This is a genomic window from Saccharomonospora iraqiensis subsp. paurometabolica YIM 90007, assembly GCF_000231035.2.
GTDB classification, from domain to species: Bacteria; Actinomycetota; Actinomycetes; order Mycobacteriales; family Pseudonocardiaceae; genus Saccharomonospora; species Saccharomonospora paurometabolica.
In genome coordinates this window covers 157676-161339 of sequence record NZ_KI912196.1, presented here as the reverse complement: position 1 = coordinate 161339, position 3664 = coordinate 157676, and the positions used below count along the sequence as shown (strand labels likewise).

Annotated in this window: 2 protein-coding genes; both read left to right on the top strand. The window is 74.0% G+C overall.

Features of this window, described 5'->3' with window-relative positions; genetic code table 11:
• Positions 1-588: acyl carrier protein (locus SACPADRAFT_RS34570; protein WP_007026904.1), on the top strand; the 588-nt coding region annotated here is incomplete at its 5' end.
• A 30-nt stretch (positions 589-618) separates the two neighbouring features.
• The coding region (locus SACPADRAFT_RS25065) for a type I polyketide synthase (protein ID WP_007026903.1) at positions 619-3664 on the top strand (3046 nt) is incomplete at its 3' end.

Below are 3664 nucleotides of genomic sequence, written 5' to 3'. Positions count from 1 at the left end.
GCGATCGCTGCGGGCGCGGTGCCACCGCTGCTGCGTGGGCTGGTGCGGGCCCGATCCCGGCCCGAGTCCCGGATCCGGGCCGCGCGCCCCGAGCTGACCGAACTCGACGCGGCCGGCCTACTGGAACTGGTGTGCGAGCACGTCGCCGCCGTGCTCGGCCACACCTCCGCCGCGGCGGTCGATGCCGAGCGCGGCTTCGTCGACCTCGGCTTCGACTCGCTGACCGCGGTCGAGCTACGTAACCGGCTTACGTCCGCCACCGGGCTGCGGCTGCCCGCGACCCTGGTCTTCGAGTACGCCTCGCCCTCGGCGCTGGCGGCCTACCTCGGCGACCAGCTCGGTGGAGCGGTCGCGGGCACGGCGAAGCGGGCGCTGGCCGGCCTCGACGCGCTCGAGCCGCTGGTGTCGGGCATCGCCGACGCCGACCGCCAGCGGATCGCCGCCAGGTTGCGCGCTCTGCTCGAGGAGCTCGGGGATCCTGCCACAGCGCCGACGGCCGCCGCCCCGGCGGAGACGCACGAGGACCTGAGCGCCGCCTCGGCCGAAGAGCTTTTCGACGTGCTGGACAACGAGATCGGAATCGGATGACGGGCGTGAACGAGCGGGAGGTGGCCGCGCGTGGCCGATGACGCCAAGGTCCTCGACTACCTCAAGCGGGCCACCGCTGACCTGCGGGACACGCGCAGGCGGCTGGCCGAGGCGGAGGACAAGCGGCACGAGCCCATCGCCGTCGTCGGCATGAGCTGCCAGTATCCGGGAGGCGTGTGCTCACCGGAGGACCTGTGGCGGCTCGTTACCGAGGGCCGCGACGGCATCGGCGGCTTCCCGACCGACCGCGGCTGGGCCGAGGACGCCCTTCGGGACGCCGACGGATCCGGTGCGCTCACCGTCCAGGAGGGTGGCTTCCTGGCCGACGCGGGCCTGTTCGACGCGGGCTTCTTCGGCGTCTCCCCGCGTGAGGCGCTGGCGATGGACCCGCAGCAGCGGCTGCTGCTGGAGCACTCCTGGACCGCGGTCGAGCGCGCGGGCATCGACCCGTGGTCGCTGCGCGGAACCCGCACCGGCGTGTTCTCCGGAGTGATGTACCACGACTACGCGGTCCGCCTGCAGGGTGCGGCCGACGACGTCGCCGGGTACGTCGGCACCGGCAGCGCCGCGTCGGTCGTGTCCGGCCGCGTCGCGTATACGATGGGGCTGCAGGGGCCGACGCTGACCGTGGACACGGCGTGCTCGTCGTCGCTGGTCGCCCTGCACCTCGCCGCCTCGGCGCTGCGCCAGGACGAGTGCGGGCTCGCGCTCGCGGGCGGCGTCACCGTCATGTCCAACGCGGGCAGTTTCGTGGAGTTCTCGCGAGCCGGAGGGCTGTCCGGCGACGGACGGTGCAAGTCGTTCGCCGACGACGCCGACGGCACCGGCTTCGGTGAGGGCGTCGGGGTCCTGCTGCTGGAGAAGCTCTCCGACGCCCAGCGCCACGGGCACCGGGTGCTCGCCGTGCTGCGCGGCAGCGCGGTCAACTCCGACGGCGCCAGCAGTGGCCTGACCGCACCGAACGGGGCTTCCCAGCAACGCGTCATCCGCCAGGCGCTGGCCAACGCCCGTCTCGAACCATCCGATGTGGACCTCATCGAGGCGCACGGCACCGGAACCCCGCTGGGCGACCCCATCGAAGCAGGCGCCGTCATCGCCGTCTACGGCCAGGACCGCGAGGGGCCCGTGCACCTCGGGTCGATCAAGTCCAACATCGGGCACACCCAGGCCGCCGCGGGTGTCTCCGGGGTGATCAAGGCCATCCAGGCGCTGCGCCACGGCACCATGCCGCAGTCGTTGCACCTGGACACTCCCAACTCGCAGGTGGACTGGGAGGCGGGTGCGGTCTCGCTGCTCACCGAGACCCGCGACTGGCCGGAGACCGACCGGCCGCGCCGCGCGGCGGTGTCGTCGTTCGGCATCAGCGGCACCAACGCGCACCTTGTTCTCGAGCAGGCTGTGCAGGCCGAGGTTCCGGCCGAGGACCCGGCCGGGGACGACCGGTACGACGGTCCGACGGCGTGGCCGCTGGCCGCGCGCAGCGAGGACGCCCTCCGTGCCCAGGCCGCCCAGCTACGCTCCGCCCTCGCCGCCACTCCCGACTGGTCGCCGGTCGACATCGGACACTCACTGGCCACGACGCGGACGGCCTTCGAGTGCCGCGCCGTCGTCGTCGGCGCCACCCGGGACGAGTTGCTCGCCGGGCTCGACGCCATCACCCCCGCAACGGTCGCGCGCGGGCGCACCGCCTTCGCGTTCACCGGCCAGGGCTCGCAGCGTGCGGGCATGGGCCGTGATCTGGCGGCGGCGTTCCCGGTCTTCGCGCGGGCGTGGGACGAGGTCGTCGCACTGTTCCCGGTGCCGGTGCGGCACGTGCTGGTCGAGGACCAGGCCCGCCTGGACGAGACCGAGTTCGCCCAGCCCGCGATCTTCGCCTTCGAGGTCGCGCTGGTTCGCCTCTTCGAATCCTGGGGTGTGCGCCCGGACGTGGTCATCGGCCACTCCGTCGGCGAGATCGTCGCCGCGCACGTCGCGGGGGTACTGACCCTCGCCGACGCCGCCGCGCTGGTCGTCGAGCGGGCCAGGCTCATGGGCGCGGTGACCGCGCGCGGTGCGATGGCCGTCATCGGCCTGGGTGAGGAGGCCATCACTCTGCCCGCCGGGGTGGAGATCGCGGCGGTCAACGCCGCCGACTCGACCGTCGTCTCCGGCGACGAGGACGCCGTGTCCGCCCTCGCCGCCGAGCACGCCGAACGCGGGGTGCGGGTCAAGCGCCTCACCGTCAGCCACGCGTTCCACTCCGCACACATGGACGAGGCCGTCGAGCCGCTGGCCGACTTCGTCGCGCGGTTGCCCCGCTCCGCCGCGACCCTCGACTACGTCACCGTCGCGGGCTCGGGCAGCCCCGAGGACGGCCCGGAGCACGTCGACTACTGGGTGCGGAACCTGCGCGACACCGTGCGCTTCGCCGACGGCGCCGCGCGTCTCGATGCCGTCCGCGTCGTCGAGATCGGCCCCGACGCCGCGCTCGCCCCGCTGCTGTCGTCCTGCGTTCCGGCCCAGCACCGCGACCGCGACGAGGTGCGCACCGCTCTGCGCGCACTCGGCCACGTCCACGCCACCGGTGGCGACGTCGACTGGTCGACCCTGCATCGGGGCGGGCGCGTGGTCGACCTGCCCACCTACCCGTTCCAGCGCGTGCGGTACTGGCCCGCCACCGAGGCTCCGACCCGCACGCCCTGGCATTACCGGGACCATTGGAGCCCGGTCGCCGAGAACCCGCCCGTGCCGCTCGACCACTGGGTCGTCGTCGGCGACCCGTCGACGGCCCTCGCCACCGGCCTCGCCGAGTTGGGCGCGCGACCGGTCCCGGAGGCCGAGCTGTCGTCGCAGCTCACCGAGGACACCGCAGGGGTGCTGGCCCTGCACCCGTCGGCGGAGAGCCTGCTCGCGCTTCTGCAGTCCCTCGCGGACACCCCCGTTCCCGTGTGGGCGGTGACCACCGGAGCGCTGGCCGAGGCACCCGAGCAGGCCGCGGTCTGGGGCCTCGGCCGCACCGCGGCGCTGGAGATCCCGGAGCGATGGGGCGGCCTCGTCGACGTCCACGCCGACGTCCCGGCCGAGCGCCTCGCCCGCG